Genomic DNA, 18656 nt, shown 5'->3' with positions numbered 1-18656 from the left:
TTATGCCTTTTCTTTTCTTGTGACCGTTGTACGAGGAGTCCTCTCCCCTTTTTTAGCTTCGATGAAACTGCTATCGATACACACTGTATCCAACGAGAACTTACCTTTCTGGTAAGCGGAATCCCGAAGAGATTCCATTATCTCGTTCCATATACCTTCCTCTGACCACCTTTTCAGCCTTCTCCAGGCAGTTGCCTGGGAACCATAAATAGCTGGCATATCTCCCCATCTGCAACCTGTTATCAGAACAAAGAGAATACCATTGATAACCTTACGGTCATCAGCTCTCTTTCTTCCGGTAATTGGTTGTGGTGGTAAGTGTGGCTTCATAAATTTCCATTGATCATCAGAGAGTTCTCTGAATTCCATTCATATCCCCACAATAACATTAAGAAAGATAGTATTTATAGTTTTGATATGGGCTCATTCAGAAATGTTTCCTATGAAGCCTGGAGATACTGTATATATCAGAAAATGTCCAGATTGTGGAGTTGAAGTCCTGTATAAGAGCCCTGATATTGATACTTATTTTGCATGGCGTTTTTATACATTATTGTATCATCATTAGCTCATCCAAAAAATATTAACTATATAACTGCTACTCTTCCTGATTTTTCTAAAAAATAAGATTACACATCAAAATAGATGTGTCATCATTTCAATTAGTTTATTCATCGCCAAGAATCCAGCATATGAGCTGAAAATAGCTGACACAACACTAATTATATATGCTCCTGTCCTCTTTTCCTGGAATGGATAGACACCAAGATATGTACCAGCTAAAGATATAAGACCAGCTGCAATAAGATCCGTACCATTAAGAGTACCAATCATACCTACCATGAAATCCATCATCCAGTTACTCATATTTCCAGCATTATCGGTGCCAATGAAGCTACCCATATTTCCTAATCCTTTAATAAGAACATTTTGGAATATTTTACCAAGAATTATGAATATACCTGCAGTAATTCCATTGATAACGCCAGTAAATTTAGCTCTGCTTGTGCCTATGATAACGATAGATTCAAAACTCAGTGCCAATGGTCTCAAAATTTGAGTACTGATTTCATAGATTATATCAAATAGCTCAACTGGATTTGTTTCTGTTTTTTTACCTTTTACAGGTGATGTTTCAATAATAGATTCTATGAAGAAAATATATGGCCTGAGAATAGAAGATCTATTAAATGCTTCTTCATGTATTCTCTTCAATATATCATGGATATCTTTATTGAAGTGGTAGTCGGTTATTATAGGACGAATGACCTCCTGTAATGGACCAGTATAAAATTCTCTAAGACCAATGTCAACTGCAGATCTCATTGAGACTTCTCCGACATTCAAGCGGATACAGGAAATCATTGAAATGTATTCTCTTATCATTTTGTGTAAGGGAAGTGGAGGAGCTTCCTGTTCGATCACAACAACAGCCAATAAGGATGTCATCATATAACTGACGAAAGGCACTCCCATGATAATACATAAAATTCCGACTTTAGGATCTTCAATCATTAAACCAAAAGCAACTGATATTATAACTCCTATCAGAATTGAATGTTTTATGTATTTTTTACGAAGAACTTTTTCAGCCTCTGCCAATCTGAAATTGTAGAATAACCTAATCGAAATACTTCGCATCAGTAACTGATGGACAAAAACATCAGATACTGCAATAACAACTGCAGGTAATACTAACGAGAATGGCGTTTCAATGAGACCAAATATTGCCAGAATCATAAACATTGAAAAAACTACCATTTCACTGAACATCAAAGATGTTGACTGTATTTGTTTATAGTCATTTGTAACTCGTTTGAAGTATTCTGACAATTCCAAAGGAAATTGCCTCATGATATTCAGCTTTTGTTGTTTTCGAATATCAAGATTCGGAGTCCTGAACACATCTAGAACATCCTTTATTAACGTCATTGAAGTTAATGGATGTTTGTTTAAGTAATCACCAATTTCTCCTTCCAGCGTTGATATGCTAGGATTGGGAGTATTGAGATAATGGGCAAGCATACTTTGAACTTCGTGACCAATTACTTCTACATCCTGAAGTATCTCGAGAAGCTCTTTTACATCTCTGGCTGCAAATACACTAGCTGTTTGAGGATAGTGTAATAAATCCATGCTCCGGATTGTTTGCAAGATATTATAGGGCATTGATAAACATCGTGATGCTATCAAATACCCAATTACTAAAACTATTAAGGAAAGGATTACTGAAAGAAATGAAACTAATATTGAAATTAAAACAGATGCACTGAATAGGAATATTGCTTTTGAGATGACATATTCCGGTTGAAGGGGTTTATCTAACCCCCATAACCTAAATATCCAGTTGTAGAGTCCATATCTTCCAATCTGTTGCTGTCTATATTTCTTAAGTTTAGGAACGATAAATAACTTTTTTGTTAAAAATTCTTGCTTTCGATCAATAGATAACAAAAACTCATAGTACCATGGATCATTTAACTGATTCACTTGAGCCACTGTTCTCTCAAGTATTTGAGCAATCGGATCATCAATTCGAGAGTTTTGCATAATCCCTCCGCTTTGGATATGTCTGCTGCTATACATCGTTTGTTCGTGAAAATCAATTCACATTGAAACAAAATCAGTGATTATAGCTTCCGCTTTCTTCTTCGTTGTTGGTAAGCTACAATTGCATTTTCTGCAGTGTATCTTGCTACACTTAAACATGTCTTAAATAGTATTTATACTTTAGTTTGAAAAAACGATAGAGATTAAAAACACCACAATATTTTTAAGTAGATTCTTGATATAAGAGATATATAATAAAAACTAAAGCTTATAGTCTAAATGATTTTCTCTAAACCAATTCAAGATTGTACTCAAAAATAACGATACTAGAGGCGATACTATAGACATAAATAACATTTACAAATGGGAGCCAACTCATGTTACCTGGAGACCGGCCTCTCAAGAAGAAATTCATCAGTTCTATAATACAAAATTCCAGTTTCTTTTCGAACAGAATGCATCAAGCTTTATAAAATCAATTCGTACGGTTCCAGAATGGGCATGTATCGATAGGAATGAGAAGTTCATCCGGGGAACACTTGGTAAAGCTATACAGTTCCAGACATTCGATGAACTAAAAAATTTCCTTATTGAAAATGGGGCCATTTCTGCCTATTATGGGACAGGATCCTTATTCACTGTTGATATTGATGCAAAGGATGTAGCAAAGTATGCAAAATGCGAGCATCATCCAAAATTTGGTGATTTGAAGGAAGGAAGTCCTGAATTTATCAGCAGGTTAGATTACATCCGAAATTTAAATCCAAGGAACTACCCATACTGTTTTAATTGTATATCCCTTGCAATTAAGGGAATTCACAAACTCAAGCAAATTCTACTTGAAATTGGCATTCCTGAAAATGAAATATTGGTATATTTTAGTGGGCAGGGAGCTCATCTGGAATGCACATATCCTAGAATGACAGAGCTTAAAAAAGAAACAAGGGGATTCCTTGCATCCTACTTTACAACGATAGGGATCCCTGTTGATAAAGTTGTAACGTATGGAGATAACCGAGTACTAAGAATCCCTGGAAGTCTACATGGTAAAGTAAATCGTATTAAGACATTACTGAAACCCGGAGAAGAATTTAATGTTATTACTACAGGAGTAATATGATGGAAAAGCAACATGCTATGCTATTGTTTTCTGATATGTACCCAGAAGAAACAATATCCAGAGAACTCACAAGTAACATAAATGCTGAACAGATAACTAATCCAGCGTTTAATAATATCCTCTACCAGTTTCTAAATCCAGAAAATACAAGCAATGAGATACTAAAGTGCCTGCTTAAAGGAAAACCGCTTGTATTTATGATGGCATACTTCTTGGCATTCCAACTATCAAGAAAACATAGAAAACTCAATAAATCATTCCAGCAAAAGTGCAATGAAATCATGTTCTCTGTTGCTAAAGAGGAAGTTGTGAGTCTGAGTGATAAAGACCTTTCTGCAATGTTATCTAAAAACCTCTATATTGATAAATTAGTAATTGAAAGAAAAGATAATACCTTACTGATTCCTTTGGAATGCTGTATTAGCAATATGGTTAATTATGTCCAGGGATTCAATAATTTTAAAGTAATCGTTGGAAATGAATATATATTGTACCAACTTGCATACTGGATCACCGACAGCCAATTGGAACTGAATAAAATATCAGAAATCGTAATAAAAGCAAACCCTTCTTTTATAGAAAGAGGACTTGAATTTGAAACAACAATTGAATCATTCGAACAATCAATTCGAACAAAAGAATATAATAAACTATCATATATTGATAAATTAACCCTTACCCGTTTCAAACTATTATACAATATTCTTGATGACAAGAAAATGGTTAAACGGGAACTCACAGTTTCAGCAATCAGAAACCTGCTAGATAAATACAAACCAGAAAATGAACATGAAAAAGCAATTATCTCATACCTACTACAGGAATATGCTTCTACCAGAACAAATGAATCCTTGCAAAAAAAACATTCTGATATCAAAAATAATATTCATGATCTCCTCTCTTCTCCTCTTATTAAAAACAAAGTACGCATAAGAAAATGTGGTACATGGTTGAAATACACATTATATCCTATAAAACCCAAAATAAATCTTGAAACATTTGAAGATATAGGTCAACTCGTGCAATTCCCGTGCATGAAAAAAATATTTGAAATGAAAGGAGGACCTCATAATGTATTAGTTCCTATGTTTTCGACCTTGCTATGGTTCTATACCATTGAAGATTGCCATTATATAATCAAAGATATTATTGGCCTTGAAAAGTATTCATATAATCTGACAAATGAACAACTACGTTCTTTAATCGATGAAAACGAAACACCAAAATACCTTTATGGTCATTCAGGTTTTGTTCCTTATTGCATCGGATATAATCAATGTCCCAGGTGCTGGATATCATCCCTGAGTTTTCCAGAACAATACTACATAAAAAAAGATAACCGACAATGTTTAGAGATTCGTGAGTGATTACATGTACAAAAAATTAGGCATTTTGCTTTTAGCCATTATACTGGTAGGAACCGCTGTTGCAACTCCTCTTGATATTCGTCCATCATTAATTGACCAAGAGGAATTCAATTCTGCTAATCTATATGGAAAAGTTACAAATAACTTGGGTATCGGGCTCTATGGTGCAACTGTTACTGCCAGAAATCTCGATACTGATAAGATATACACAACAACAACTGATCCTAAAGGTCTTTTTGGATTATCAGTAACAAGAGGAAAGACATACGAAGTTAACGTGAATTATAATGGAAATGTAAAAAACTATGATGGATTGGTAGTTCCTCTTAGTGGAAAACGCTATGTAGAAGTTAAATTAGCACCTTCGACTTCACTTAATGGAGATAGTACTACATGGAAATGGATAAACTTCAATCATTCAAAAGTAGCAAAGACGGACTTCCTCCTTTCCAGACTATATATCGGAGAAGACCAATATTTCAAATCACTGGCAGCATACCCTCTACAAAATTCCGGAATCAACTGTGGAAAAGGAAAGGGCTATGTGGGTTCCAAAATAACCGGGATTTTAAACAGTAGTGGAATTGCGACTTTTAAGACTGCAAATGCAAGCATAAATGTAATTGACAAACAAGATGGGTACTTTTACATAAATTTCAATGATGATGGAATTGTTGAAGTGGTCATACCCGAAGAATTCAAAGTATCTGAGTTTTCAGGATACAATCCTCAAGTAATCAAATGTACTAGTGGAATATATCATAACACCTTTGTTCTAATTGGAAATGGAGAAATACGCAATGATAGAGATAAAATAACATTCATGGGTAAAAAAGGATCCGTGCTCATGGGCATCAATGAAAAAGATGATACTGCTCTTGATGAGTATGTCTCATTACTCGCAAGCAAAAAATTAAGTATTATCATAGACTTTTTCAGTTTTGATAATGAAACAACAGTAGTTCCTGTTATACTGAACCCTGAATGCAAACTTTCAAACATGATATTAACTAATGATTCATTCAGCTTTAATGTATCCACTTCGGGAAAACAGAAAGCTGCTGTCCTCTTGCGTACAAATTCAAGTGAATATCAGATTACTTCACTTACTGTAGACAATTCTGAACTGAAAAAAACCAGTACATTAGAAGAAGCGTATTCATTAGCTATAGTCCCTAAGACTGCTACTATTCAGATAGGTAATGAAAACTATCAATATATCGTCATGCCTGATACAGTTCAACGGAGAATCCAGGGATCTTACACTAAGAAATAGAACGAATGTTTTTATGAATTATTGGGGGTTTCCCCCATTTTTTAGGTGATTATATGCGAACTATAGCCATATTAACTACTAAACATGCTTATGCAACTCAAATTACCCAAGCATTGGGAGAGGATTCTTACACATACAACGTGAGAGGAATACCTGTAATCGAGATTAAGTGGAATAATACTCTTTACAAAATAACTTATTTTAGTGGTCATCTTATGGATTATAGCTATGTGTTTCCGCAAAAAAAAGATATTAAATATACAGATTTCCTATCACGTCCAATAAAAATGCAAGATAAGGAAAGTGAAGCAACATACTTATTGGAATCAGTTATTCCAAAATCAGATTTAGTGATTGTTGCCACCGAAAATACTCCAGAAGGCGATTGCATTGCTGTAGAGGTAGCAAAACTCGTCTCTAAAATGAAATATTCGATTCCTGTCAAAAGAATGAGATGCAACACATTCTCATACAGAGATATTAAAAGAAATTTATTTAATCCTGAATCAATTGAACAATCAAAAGCCGATAGTTACAATGTCCTGATGATGCTTGAACACATATATCAAAACGTACTCACTTATCAATTATCCAACTATCTTTCAAAAAAGACAAGAGATCATATCGGATACTTTGTGATTGATACTTGTCAAATACCTTTATTAAATTTGATCCTTGAACACGAAGAAGCCATTGAAAAAGAGAGGATAAACGAAAAGTGGAGCATTTTTGGTAAAATTGATATTGGAAATAAAATAGGAGTAGTTATTGAGCCAATAGAAAACGTATTTAGTTCAAAACAAGAAGCTAGTGGACGGATGAAAAAAATCAAAAGCATAAATACTGTTGCAACAGTACAGCATATTGAAAATAGAATAATAAGAATAGCTCCTCCCAAACCCCTGAATTTTGCATCTTTGATGACAGAATGCGGTAAACATTTAGATATATCTACAAATGAAATAATTAATGTTTTACAAGAACTATATAAACTCGGTTACATATCATATCCTTTTACGAATGAACAAGAATATCCTATAGATTTTGATTTTTTGTCTCCTTTGAAAGAATGGACGCTTTTTAAAAAGAGATTTACTACGATCTGTGAAAAGATTCTCGAAAATGGAAGCACTTACAGAGGGACTAGTTCAAGAAAAACAACTCCAATATACCCCTGCAGGCCACTTGCAATGCAACACGATAAAGATAAGAAGATGCAAGGTGTATTTTCAATAATATTCAGGCACTATGCTGGCCTTCTTTCCGGACCATTTGAAATCGAACAACAAAAAATCAGTTTTTCGGTAGGAAATGAGAATTTTTATTGTATTAATGGAACAATCCTGAATAATGGGTGGACAGGGACATATATTTTTGACCTGATTGAACTAAGATCTCCTCTAAATTGTGTACCTGGTGATCAGTTCCCATTAAAAAAAATTGGAATGAGCAAAATAAAACCACAGCTTCAGCCGTTCTCCTATTTTGACATATATACACATGCTCATAAAGAAAGTTCTGGATTTAATACTACAAAAATAATTGAAAATTGTATCAGAAGAGGTTTTTTATCTCGATCTCAGAAAAATCTAAAGACAACATCCCTTGGTAAAGAGATTGTAAAACTCTTCCAAAAAAATGTTCCAATAATAACTTCATTCAATATCAGGAATTCATTTAATTTACTTTCACTTGATGTACTTTCAAGTAAAAAAACATTTGATGATGCAATTAATCAAGGAATTCATTTGATAGAATTGGTTTCAAAATCAATTATATTAAACGAAAATAAAATTCAAGAAAATCTTGAGAAGATACTGATTAGTCCAGAGTTCCAGATCGTAGGCCAATGCCCAAAATGTAAAAAAGCACTTACCGTTAAGCAATATACTGACCCAGATGGAGAACTCCGTAGATTCGTAGGTTGTTATGGATATCCTGAATGTAAAAATATTCTATCAATTCCTAAAGTTGGAACGTTGGAAATTGTAGGTTTGTGTCCTGAATCGAACTTGCCAATGTTCATTGTACATACAGAAAAAAGAGATTATAAATGGGGATTAGGAAAAGGACCATGCTTCCAGTGTAAGAATGAAAATTGTCAAGAACAAAAAAAAGAGACAAAAAGCAGGATTATTTACACGCCAAATATTGACAAAGAAATAGAATTGGTTTCTTCTCTTGTAGAAGAAAACAGCTAATTTTTTTAGAAACTTGATGCCATAAATGCATTATATGCCTGTGTATCCTGTGATATTAAATGATCTATATATACTTCAATTACTCCTCCGAGCACAGGAACATCTCTAAATGGAGCTACTACTGAATATAAAACGTATTTTCCCATGTGAGAATAAGCAAAACATAGTGCGCTTTGTACAATAATATAGAAACAAGAAATCATAATCGATATTGCGAGACATGTATATGCCTCACAAAAAAGATTAATGATATCATCAAAAATAAGTGCAAATTCCATTTTCTTTCCAAACACTTTTTCATCCTCCGTGAATCGAAAGGGATAAGAGATTTGATGATATTGCCATTGCAAAAAAAACAATCGATATTAAATAGAAAAACAACATGCTCATACTAACTTTTCCTGAAAGATAAACAAACATATCCAGAACAAGATTAATGAGTTTTATAAATATTTGGTTGAAACCTTCCATTAACTCTACCTCTGCGAAAGAATTCAGTTTAGAATTGCAGCACTTTCAAAGTAAGATTTATTTTATTTCTTTCTTTTAACAATTGTAGTAAATCTATATATAGTATATGGACAATAAATCGTTCTAATAGTCATTCAAAAATCTGATAGTCCATAACATATACATTTATGTATGTTCAGTCAGTTTTTGAAAACAGATACCTATCAAGATAGTGTTAACTATAATACTTACGATTCGAATCATATATTACCTATGAAAAAAAGCATTCTTTAACATCATTGGTAGTATATAGCCTGAATCTAGAATATTTAAGACAACAATACAGGAATCAATACTATGGATAAACTAATGTTCAATCTCCTGAATGGTAATTATCCCCTGTTTGAATCTCTTCAACAACAACTTAGAGATTCAGTCCAAAAAAGCCCTCTTTTTGTAATTGACACAGAAGGAAAGGTTCGTCTTGCACCATATACAATTGGCATCATGACAAACCAACTCTATACCATGGAAATGACAATACGATTGATGCGAGAAACGCATTCGATTGATACAGCAGTTGTAGTAGGACAGGCACTAAAGATAAATGAAAGCATGCAAGAACAAAAAATTGCTGCTGGAATCACAAATCAACTCAACAAGATGGGATTAACACCTGACGCTATCCTAAAAATCGTAAATAATTCATTTACCAGAACTCCAAGTAATGATAATAACTCAGTACCAAAAACACCCGAGAGTTCTCTAGTCAGTCCTATCAGAGACCTCCAAAAAAAGGATATTGAAACAACAAACAAATCTGATTCAAAACCGGAAGAATCCCAAGGATTTCTAGATCAGTTCTTACAAAATTAAGTTCAGCAGGTGACGAGAATGACAAATGCATCGATAGTGTTTTCCTCCGAAAAAGGAGGATCTGGGAAGACCACAATTGCCGTAAACGTGACATCCTATATATCCCATCTTAAAGAGGATCCAACACTCTTAGTTGATGGAGATACAAGAAATCAGACCGCAACCAAGATGTTAATTCCATCTGCAAAAAATGATGAGATTGAACAACTTGAAAAATCGGAGATGGTGATTACCACAGAGAACATAATCAACGGCATCTTTAAAAATCAGACTGCAATGATTGATACAGATGAAATCGTAGAACCATTAGAACTTGCAGCAAGATTATGCAATCTTAATGACCCACTTTCATATCATATATACACTCACTTCCCGGAAGAAACAAAAATAATCCTTCAACGCGATAGAATTGAAGGAGTCGTTGATCAGACGCAACAGAGAATCGTGACAAAGGCACTGGCGATTGGATTAACTAATGTCCTTTATCATGAAGATCTATACAATAACGAAATAACACAAGAACATTTACAACTTCTGAATTATACAGACTTCAAATTAAGGCCTGAGACCTTACAAAAACTTGATGATAGAGAAAAGATGAGAAGCGATCTTAAATTCAGGATGGAGGCAAACAGACAATTCCTTGGAGAAATATATCCTTCTATTTTTAAGTTCAATTATGGCCTTCCTATTGCATACATATTCAATAGGTTGGGATACCGGTCAACTCCTACATCTCCTCTTCCTGTGAATACATTATCACTTGTACCATCGAAAGGTAGAGCAATTATCAGTGATATGTGTCACCCGTCTCAGATCAGCCGTGAAATGGATGAAATAAACAGATGTCTACAGCTGAAATTCAGTCATGTATTCTATGACACAGAAGCCACAAGCAACACCTTAAAAAATGTACTTATTAGCATGAGCAACACTGAAATGATTGCAGTTGCTACTCCAAGTAACCTTAATGTTGAAATCGACATGCTGAAAAAATACATGTCCGAAATACAGGTTAGGGGGATTATCCTCAATAGCGTACTTCCCGATCAGTTAGATGAAGCTGTTGCTGCAATTCAAAAAAGTCAATTACCTCTCCTAAGTGTAATTCCTATGGATGTCGATGGAACGATGGCGAACCTATCATACAGAAACAAACTTGTCATTGGAACAAATACCTGTCTAGATTATCCGTTAAGGATAACGGCACTACATGTTCTTAATCGCACTAGAATCGAACAGAAGGATATACACAGGATCTTTAATGAGCCAAAAAATCTCTATGAAGAAATGATGAAAAAGCGTATGATCGCAAAACCAGTTGAAACTCCATCAAAAAACAACGACAAACAAAAAGAGAAAAACGTACCAAAAACAACTGGTAAATTAGGATTGGTAAAGTCTTTGTTTGGTAAGAAAATTGGAGATAAACCAATTTCAACTAAAAAGTAAGGAGGACCCTATGAAAAACAATAACCTCTTTATTTTTTTTGTTCTTTTAATTTATTTATCAACCTTCTTACAGCCATGTCTCGCAGAAACCACTGAAAATACAAATACCATTGATATTACAAATGATTTAATGGCAATGGCTGTTGCAGCATCGGTTGCTCCAAAAGAAGATTTATCAGTGATTTACAAGAACTATTACTCAATGCATTCCCGATTAGCAGAAGTCTATCTACAAAATGGATATATGCCAACTACCATTGATAATCAAAATCGGGTAATTAACAAGAATCATGATGATACTGCATTAATACAATTTATTCTTGCAAATGCTCTCTTAACAAAGAGCTATGAAACAAATGAACAGGCTTCTGATGAAGAAAAAGACATTATCAGTAAAGCATGGATCAATATAGGAAAAACAAATATTGGATCATCATTACAAACAATTTTAACGAAGCAAATGATCCTAAAAGGATATGTAATTGAACAGGAAACAGAATATGATGCAACTTTATACAAGGACGTAAATGATTTCCACGAAACTGCTAAAAACGAGTTCATTATAGAAAGTGCAGAAGATGAAGCATATTTAAAAAAGCAGTATTATTCTGCATTCTCTGACTATAATCAGTTTGAAATGGATAAAACCAGCGAATCTTCAGAAGATTACAGAGAATTCAAACTGTTAACTGAAGAAAATAAAGTTCTCACCGAAGAGCTCGAGAAATATAGTGATCTAATTGAGATTATAAAGAATACTGATGGAACTATTGAATACGTTGGTTCAGATGAAGAAGTCGAAAGATATCAAGCAATTGAAGATTCTCTCGAAGAGAATACTGAAAGATTAACTGAAATTCTTGATAAATATGAGATGTCCTCATCATTTAAGATTGAAAGTTTTGCATTAATCGAAGGAAACCAGACAAAGGAAGAAGACGAAGACAAAGTATCTGTCACTTACTTAACTGTACCACTCGATAAACTCATAGATCTCTCATACCAAAAGCATGAGAGCTATATGATATGGAGTTCTGTCATATACTCAGCATATCAAATAAATGAACCATTTATGACGAGTGATGAATGGGTATTGTTCAATAACTATGTAGTTCAAAATGAAGCTGTTAGGACAATAGAAAAAGAATTGTATGACATTAATGCCAGGATAAAGGAACTCCAAAATCAGGGAGACAACATAATTACTCCTGAAGAAGCAAATGCTTCAAAAGAAGATTTGGTCCTTGATGCAAACGAAGAAAAAGAACTTAAGGAACTTCGAGATAAGCGAACTAAACTCAAGGAATTAAAAAAGGATTATAGTACAAACCTTGATAATTACAAAGAAGAGAATAATATCAATTCAGTATATTTAAAATCAGACTATTACTACAATGGAATTGCTCCATTTGCAAACGGATATTATGATTGGAATCTGATAGATACTGTTGCAAGCAGTCTATATTTAAGTGCATATAATCAAGAACTTAAATACAGTAATGGATTATATTCAGCATCTCCAACAACTCTTTCTCTGAAAGAAGTTGAAAACGAAGATTCTAATTCTACTGCTGAAATCGAATCACTCAATCAGTTCTGTGCAATTTACGTCAACGCCAACGAAAGATTATCTAAAACAATTAGCAGTTATCCAGACTTTGTAGAAATGTATAGTTCTGATCAACTAGCAGATCTATACCTAGCAAAAGCAGATTTCTACTTGAACAGTATTAAGAATTCTAACATCAGAAATGCAGTGTACCTTGCAGCTATTCAGGAAGCAAGAATCCAGTGTATGTCTATTCCACATAAGAAAGTATTTCTATCATATGATTCTGATAATAAGCCCTCTGTAGAGATCTACTATACAAAGAGTGTAGATATCGAAACACTAAAAAACGTATTGAATCGGATATCAGAGAATCCGAACATCGATGAAGAATCAGCAATTATAGCAAACTGGAATGAAAATACAAATGCTGAATACCTTATCAAACAATCGTATGGTACTGCATCAATTCTCGCTGCAGATGTAGCAATCAATAACCTGATCAATGAAAGGATGTATAGTCCATACACAATTCCAATTACGACAGCAGATCTATCGGCTTTAACGCAGAATCCACTGATCACAGAAGAGCAAAGCTATACAATACACACACTATTGAATAGTAATGCTGTTGAAATAGCCAAATCAAACAACACACTTATTCAAGAGCTTAGGATGCAGTATGTCGATATGTACTATGATCCTATCGTACCAGCAATACAGGATCTACTCAAAGAAATCGAATCATGGCCAAATGATGATTCAACACATCAGGTAAATACAAATAATCTGGTACAATTAACTACCCAAATAGATACATTTATGGGTATCTATGATTCATTGCCTGATGCACAAAAGAGCAACTATACTATACCATATGATAGCAAAAACCTAATACCACTTTTACAAGCACCAAGTACAAAATACACATTAGCAAAAACAATTGTAGATAACAATATTCAAGTTTCTGATGACTTCAGGAAACAATGCGAATCTATTGTCAAAGAATATGAGAGCAATAAACTGAAGAAAACAGCATTTACAGTAGTAGCTTGTCTTGCAGCCGTTCTTCTGGTCGGAGCAATGGCGTACAAGTTCTGGTACAAGAGATTGCCAAACTTCAAGATGAAGATAACAGAAGCAACTGCAGAATACAATATTGTTATTAGCAATAGAGGTCAGAAGCCAGCTATATTTGAGAAGAATATATCCTTCAATACCAACATCGTGCCCCCAACTTTGACTGATAATAAAGTAATGATTGTAAACATTGGTGAAAAAGGTTTCACGTTAAAGGGTAGCCTTGGAGCAAACGAGACTAAAACCATTCCAGTCAAGAAAAAGGATTACACATTACCGGGACTAGAAGACAAAACAGATGAAACGACTGATGAGAATGAGAATATCGATCAAATAATGGAAATTATCAATCGAGGCGAGAATAATGAATAATTTGAGTAAAACCAAAGAGGGTATAACTGCTGCAAAGCAGATTTACTCCTCCCCTTCATTCATGCAACTTGCTTTCGATGCTTTTTATCCGTTAATCTCAAAAAGATTTAGTTATGCATCATCTGTGGGATATATATACAGTAATCCAAAACTTGATCAAATATATATCATTCTACTCTATAGCCTCCAGCAAAGAAAAGGACATAGTACCGAAACCATTAACCAGATCAAGAGATTTGCTATTGCTGAATCTAAAGATATAGTTGTAACAGTATCTAATAAATCTGAATTCTCTGACAAAGCAAGAGCTTTCTATGAGAAAAATGGATTTGAATGCATCGGCACAGATATGAATCATTACTACTATATATTAAAATACGAAAAAATCCAAATACCTACTGTCCTTTGTGATGAATGTAGTGATACTATTATTCTGGATAAATTCAGTCTACGTGAAAAGACAATAAGCTATCTTGCAATAGTAGCATACCACATCCGGATGAGAAATACTCACCCAATAGCTATAGAGACTATGAATAAATGGATTAGAAAAAACACCCCTCAGGAGAATTATGACTAATACAGTAGATATACTTCAGGACATCTTCGCAGCAGTCATTCTCCTGACGGCTTTTGCAAATAGCGTAGGAATGGTGAATCCGATTTCCCAAATGTTAGTCCAATCTCAAATATATACAACAGCCACGCACTACCAAGTGCTTGACACATATAATGATATTGGACTAAACTATATGTCCAAGACCCCAATACCTGCGGGATATGAACTCGTTATACATTCTGGATCTTCAGGATACGCAGGCCTTCGGGCAGTGGGATCACCGGCTTCTGATGAAAAGGTAATTGGAAACTACCGTGGAACTAAATCCGGTACCGTACAAGGACCAGGATGGATGATATTGAAATCCACCACAGAAGGATATGAAGTAATTGATTACCATGCTGCAGATGGTGCCAGCACATTAATAAGTGAAGCTCATAACCAAATGCCATTTGAATCACAATTAGTTGGCCTTGGAAAAGCATTATCAGATGTAACCTCACAGCTATACGACATCTAAATTGGTGAAATTTATGAAAGCAGTTGAAAACAAAAGACCAGCTATTATACTTTTCATTACAACTATAGTAGGGATTATACTTGGATCATTATCTCCACTTATAGGTGCAATTACAAGCTTACTAGCAATAGGAACAATTATCCTTGGAAGAGTATTGTTCATTTCAAATAAAGATATACCTGATAAATTAGCTCTTAGAACAACTTTAACCTCATGGGCTCTATTTTCACTCGCTGTATTCATCCCAAAGATAATACAGATTCTAACCCAGACAGTCAATTATTCTGATATATATAGTTTAATTTTTGCTTCAGTATTAGTTGGACTTACTTTATCAGTTGAAGCATTTAGAACAAAAACATTCCAGGGAATATATCTTCCAGATATCATCACCTATGCAGGAAATTACATGGTAATTGCAACAATAATGAATTCAATTGAATATGGAGTGATATATGTATTAGTTGCAGGAAACCTCAATTTATCATTCACAACAGGAATCGCTTATGCTGCAATCTATAAATGTGCCGCTGACATCCTTACAATACAATTCTCATGCACTGCATCACATCTGATTGTAAGATATCTACATAACGCACATAAAGAAACATTCGAATGCGCCCCATTGTACTCTTGAGGAGGTCACATGTCAGACTGTCTAGAATACGTACTCGGAAAAAGAACTGCCTATACAATCGAATATGGAACAAATGGATTAACACTAGGACCTGGATTCAGATTAGCTGTTTTTATGCTAATCAGTTTCGGTACAATAATAATATCCCCATCTACTTCATGGATTGGACTCATAACAGGAAATTTTGTCGTATTTATGGGAACAATGTGCATCATGAAATATGCAATGGATATAGAAATGCAAATTAGTTATGGTACAATTATTGCTATGCATATCATCCATGCTCTGACATTTTTAATGATATCTAGAATGTATATCTATGGCTTAATAATCGCATGGATAATAAATGCTTACATAATTTTTGAGATCCAAAGAGATCCAAATGCATTAAGAAACGGAGGGTTATAATGACAACAAAAAAGAGTTTCCTTCTTATTCTTGTCGTTTTACTCATTATAGCTCCCTTAAGTGGATGTACAGACAAAAATAAAGACAATGTAACCACTGAAGAACCAGTTCTTAATGTAAAGAATAATTCTCAGGCATTCTTACAACAACTAGAAACAAAAAGTGTTACCCTTAGAGAAGTTGGAAATAATAGCGCAGAAACTCTGAATAGCCTAACAAGTTATGGAATAACAAGGATCATTTCACTTCGTCATCCTAAAACTAAAACTTCAGGATGGGAGTATGACTTTGCTTCAGTTAAAGGCTGTCAGAAATTCACTGAAAAACTGATTGCAAACCCTGAAAGAGAAATCGGGATATTTGGAACTGTTACAGGAAAAGTCGTCCTGCTTGGATCCATTCCTGCATATCAGTTCAGCAATGATGTCAGCTGGCATTATGTAGTGCCAATCGGATCAACTGTTGTGTTGCTCAGTGGAAATGATCTTTCTACATTGTATGCAGATTCATACCGTATATGTGAAGCAATACAACAAAAACTTGGAACTAATGAAACAATTATTAGTGTAGATGATATAAACAAGCAAATATATCCATCATCAAATACGCAAAATACACAAAACGTATTTGATAAAGTAGCATCAGCATCAATAAATACAACCGAAAACATTCCAAATAGTTTCATAGGTTCCTTTACATAACCTCTAAACCTTGAAACAAAAGATCCCCCATAATAATTTGTTGGGGGATCCTTTTATTACTTTGATTATTCAAAAAGGAGATTACAATGTTTGCACCAATGATCCTGACAGCAATTGTCGCAATTTTTTGCATAATTGTATCATGGAATGATATCAAGACAAGAGATTATAATACGCTTCCAGGGATTGCGGTACTTATATTCATTGCCGCAATGAGTACAATATCAAATAGTGGACAAAACCTACCTATTACCCTTATAATAGGTGAGAGTTTATTCATAAGCGCAGTCTTTACGGCAATAACAATCTACATCTCAGGGATGAGTTTTGATAGAACAACAATATCATATACTATGGGTATATTCGCTCCAGTAATATATATTTTCTTTATACTGTTAAAAACTACAAATCCGGTCATCCCCTTAATTTTATTCGCATTTCCTCTAATGGCATGGACTATTCCAAAACAGATGATTAGAATCCTTGTAGCAAGCAATCCTGTTGTAAAAATAATCTGGTCAGCTGTGTATATAGCAATAATTATAGCATCTAGTGCATTCTTGATAAAATATTTAGGAGATTCAACACTCACAAGGGCATTAATATTACTAAATTTCACAACCCCTGTCGGAATGCAGTTCCGCCAATTGAGTATTGGTAACGGAGATGTAATGTTAATATGGATGATTACAGGAACATGCCTGTACCTTGAAATGGATCCAACTGCAGGATTTGGAGCAATTTTCTATGCTGTTCTATTGATGTTCATTTTTACACCATTCAGGATATATTATAATCTGAAAAAACACGATAATGAAATTATAAAGCCTTTTATTAAAAACACTGTTTCTTTATATTTCAGTGTAATGATCGGAATAATAATTTCATACGGTCTAATACAAAAAATAATTATCAATCACCTTATTCAAAATACCGAAATTACAACTAAAATTGGTTTGATTACAATAATTGGGATATTGATGTTTATTACAACAGTTCTTCTACGAAATAGTTGGTTCAAACCATTTAGCAGAACTATTCCAGTATCGATTAAACTAGCAACTGTATCTCTGATTGGATATCTTATACTCCCTCTTAACTGGTTCATCGGTTTGACAGCAATCTATACCGCAAGATGTATTCTAACACGTAAATCAGACATAGCTAAGACCAAAAACATAAAAAACGAATCTATAGAAATTATCGTATTATCGTTCGTAATAGGATCTTTCATACTCTTAATTGAAGATACTATATTTGCTGTATATAATAACAGTCTAGGGATCTTAGCAATGCCAGCAATGCTTATAATGTTCTCTATAATGATAGAATACTCTTTATCATTTACAAAAATAGTAGAGCATACTGGAAAAGCAGATATGGACAATATCAGTAAAAGAATTGAAAATATCAAAACCCTGAGAAACGAACCGTTTGCTGTAGAACTGACACTTGCATTTATACTTGTCTGTGTAATCGGTTCACCTGGATATTTTATAGGTCATACGATATTAGGATTCTGATTCTGGAACCATCCA

17 protein-coding genes are annotated in these 18656 nt (G+C 34.0%); 13 read left to right on the top strand and 4 right to left on the bottom strand.

Going from position 1 to position 18656, the window contains the following annotated elements; genetic code table 11:
* Complete coding sequence (locus tag METHO_RS12045; RefSeq protein WP_048831018.1) at positions 1-369, bottom strand: transposase; 369 nt, start codon at positions 367-369, stop codon at positions 1-3.
* Positions 370-636: 267 nt separating this feature from the next.
* Positions 637-2550: a hypothetical protein gene (locus METHO_RS12040; RefSeq protein ID WP_015313784.1), complete on the bottom strand. Its 1914-nt coding sequence runs from the start codon at positions 2548-2550 to the stop codon at positions 637-639.
* A gap of 706 nt (positions 2551-3256) precedes the next feature.
* Between METHO_RS12040 and METHO_RS13810 the strand changes: the two genes are divergently transcribed.
* The 4 genes from METHO_RS13810 to METHO_RS12020 are packed head-to-tail and all read left to right on the top strand — an operon-like array spanning position 3257 to position 8514.
* Positions 3257-3670, top strand: coding sequence for a hypothetical protein (locus tag METHO_RS13810; RefSeq protein WP_048831352.1), 414 nt, complete (start codon positions 3257-3259; stop codon positions 3668-3670).
* On the top strand, positions 3667-5037 hold the full coding sequence (locus METHO_RS12030; RefSeq protein WP_048831351.1) for a hypothetical protein: 1371 nt from the start codon (positions 3667-3669) through the stop codon (positions 5035-5037). Before METHO_RS13810 ends, METHO_RS12030 begins: the two co-directional genes overlap by 4 nt.
* Positions 5038-5041: 4 nt before the next feature.
* On the top strand, positions 5042-6313 hold the full coding sequence (locus METHO_RS12025; protein WP_015313781.1) for a carboxypeptidase-like regulatory domain-containing protein: 1272 nt from the start codon (positions 5042-5044) through the stop codon (positions 6311-6313).
* Between the two features lie 53 nt (positions 6314-6366).
* Complete coding sequence (locus tag METHO_RS12020; RefSeq protein ID WP_015313780.1) at positions 6367-8514, top strand: type IA DNA topoisomerase; 2148 nt, start codon at positions 6367-6369, stop codon at positions 8512-8514.
* A gap of 5 nt (positions 8515-8519) precedes the next feature.
* Here the strand turns inward: METHO_RS12020 and METHO_RS12015 are convergent, their stop codons facing one another.
* Entirely contained in the window at positions 8520-8807 is a 288-nt protein-coding gene (locus tag METHO_RS12015; protein WP_048831349.1) for a hypothetical protein, read from the bottom strand.
* 4 nt (positions 8808-8811) lie between these two features.
* Positions 8812-8985: a hypothetical protein gene (locus METHO_RS13805; RefSeq protein WP_015313778.1), complete on the bottom strand. Its 174-nt coding sequence runs from the start codon at positions 8983-8985 to the stop codon at positions 8812-8814.
* A gap of 336 nt (positions 8986-9321) precedes the next feature.
* Between METHO_RS13805 and METHO_RS12010 the strand changes: the two genes are divergently transcribed.
* The 9 genes from METHO_RS12010 (at position 9322) to METHO_RS11970 (ending at position 18641) form a co-directional block, all read left to right on the top strand.
* A complete protein-coding gene (locus METHO_RS12010) occupies positions 9322-9840 on the top strand; it encodes a hypothetical protein (RefSeq protein ID WP_015313777.1) in 519 nt (172 codons plus the stop codon).
* A gap of 18 nt (positions 9841-9858) precedes the next feature.
* Positions 9859-11292: a nucleotide-binding protein gene (locus METHO_RS12005; protein WP_015313776.1), complete on the top strand. Its 1434-nt coding sequence runs from the start codon at positions 9859-9861 to the stop codon at positions 11290-11292.
* A gap of 10 nt (positions 11293-11302) precedes the next feature.
* The gene (locus METHO_RS12000) at positions 11303-14293 is read left to right on the top strand and encodes a hypothetical protein (RefSeq protein WP_015313775.1); all 2991 of its coding nucleotides are present in this window, start codon (positions 11303-11305) and stop codon (positions 14291-14293) included.
* Positions 14286-14873, top strand: a complete 588-nt coding sequence (locus METHO_RS11995) for a GNAT family N-acetyltransferase (RefSeq protein ID WP_015313774.1) — start codon at positions 14286-14288, stop codon at positions 14871-14873. The genes METHO_RS12000 and METHO_RS11995 overlap by 8 nt, the downstream gene beginning before the upstream one ends.
* Positions 14866-15372: a hypothetical protein gene (locus METHO_RS11990; RefSeq protein ID WP_015313773.1), complete on the top strand. Its 507-nt coding sequence runs from the start codon at positions 14866-14868 to the stop codon at positions 15370-15372. The genes METHO_RS11995 and METHO_RS11990 overlap by 8 nt, the downstream gene beginning before the upstream one ends.
* Before the next feature lie 13 nt (positions 15373-15385).
* Positions 15386-16009, top strand: coding sequence for a hypothetical protein (locus METHO_RS11985; protein ID WP_015313772.1), 624 nt, complete (start codon positions 15386-15388; stop codon positions 16007-16009).
* Between the two features lie 9 nt (positions 16010-16018).
* Positions 16019-16417, top strand: a complete 399-nt coding sequence (locus tag METHO_RS11980; RefSeq protein ID WP_015313771.1) for a hypothetical protein — start codon at positions 16019-16021, stop codon at positions 16415-16417.
* On the top strand, positions 16417-17118 hold the full coding sequence (locus METHO_RS11975; RefSeq protein WP_015313770.1) for a hypothetical protein: 702 nt from the start codon (positions 16417-16419) through the stop codon (positions 17116-17118). Before METHO_RS11980 ends, METHO_RS11975 begins: the two co-directional genes overlap by 1 nt.
* An 86-nt stretch (positions 17119-17204) precedes the next feature.
* Positions 17205-18641, top strand: a complete 1437-nt coding sequence (locus tag METHO_RS11970) for a hypothetical protein (protein ID WP_015313769.1) — start codon at positions 17205-17207, stop codon at positions 18639-18641.
* Positions 18642-18656 lie beyond the last annotated feature (15 nt).

This window comes from Methanomethylovorans hollandica DSM 15978 (genome assembly GCF_000328665.1).
In the GTDB taxonomy this organism is placed as follows: domain Archaea; phylum Halobacteriota; class Methanosarcinia; order Methanosarcinales; family Methanosarcinaceae; genus Methanomethylovorans; species Methanomethylovorans hollandica.
The sequence above is the reverse complement of the archived record's forward strand: the minus strand, read 5'-3'. Positions and strand labels throughout refer to the sequence as shown.